Raw genomic sequence first — 1,067 nt, forward strand, 5'->3', positions numbered from 1 at the left:
TTCGCGGTGCCGGCATCGACCTTCTTGTAGGCGGCCGGGTAAGCGGCAGCGTGCGCGCTCAGCGCGGCGTTGGCGAGCTCGTCGTCGAACACCGTGCCCTTCATGCCCCACGCGTAGGTACGCAGCGGCATGGCGATCCGCCCGTCGGCGATGCTGGGCGCATCCAGGTAGGCCATGCCGGGTTGCTTGTTGCTCCACAGCTCTGGGCGGGCTCCGGCGTCCTGCTGGGCTTCGCTCAGGCCGAAGCTGGCGTCTCCGCCGGACTCCACGCCGAAGCACATCTTGGCCAGCTGGCCGCGGGCCAGGGTCGGCATCTGGGTGTAGTCCGAGCGCTGCAGGCTCATCACGATCGTGCCGCCGGCCGAGCGGACCGCTTTGAGCATGGACAGGAACTTCTCCTGCTCGGCGTCGGTGAGGGCGTCGTAGATGTCGGGGAACTCCTCCAGCCAGATGATCCAGTAGGTGAGGCCGCAGTCTTTGACCCACTTCTGCAGCTTCTTGGATGACAGGTAGTCGGTGCGCTCCTTCACCTGGGCCTGCAGCTCGGCCAGCATCGCTTTCACGCCGGCCACGGTGGTCTCGAATCGGTGTAGCGCGGGGCGCAGAGGGCCTAGCGTCTGCTCGCCTTTGGTGATGTCGCCGGCGAATACGGCGACGTCGTAGCGGGTGATCAGCTCACCGAGGAAGTTCCAGGCGCCACCGATGCCCTTGCCTGCGCCGGTCTGCCCCATCATCTGCAGGTGGTGGCCGACGACGACGTATTCGATCTCGTCGAGGTCCTGCCACAGGCCAGGCCGGATGGGATCAGCCACGCTGCCCCCCGGCCGGGACGGTCCCGGCCAGGGGATCGGGTTCTTCATCACCCGCGGGTCGGAGATGACGACCTTGGCCTTGCTGGCGTCGTCGGGGTCGAGGCTGGTGATGACCGACCCAGGCGGCAGGCCGATCCCCGATTCCACGTAGGGGACCTTCTTCTGCAGGTCATCAGCGGTTTGGCGGCCCGGCTCCAGCTGTACTTCGCCCTCGACCTTGTGCGCGGTCGCCGCGGTGGTGCGGGCCTCGATCGC

At 67.5% G+C, this 1,067-nt stretch carries 1 pseudogene; it reads right to left on the reverse strand.

Annotation, left to right across the window (positions count from 1 at the left end):
• Positions 1 to 1,067, reverse strand: a pseudogene (locus ACZ6R6_RS49350) (hypothetical protein); the annotation flags it as partial.

The organism is Streptosporangium sp. NPDC048886, from assembly GCF_055586905.1.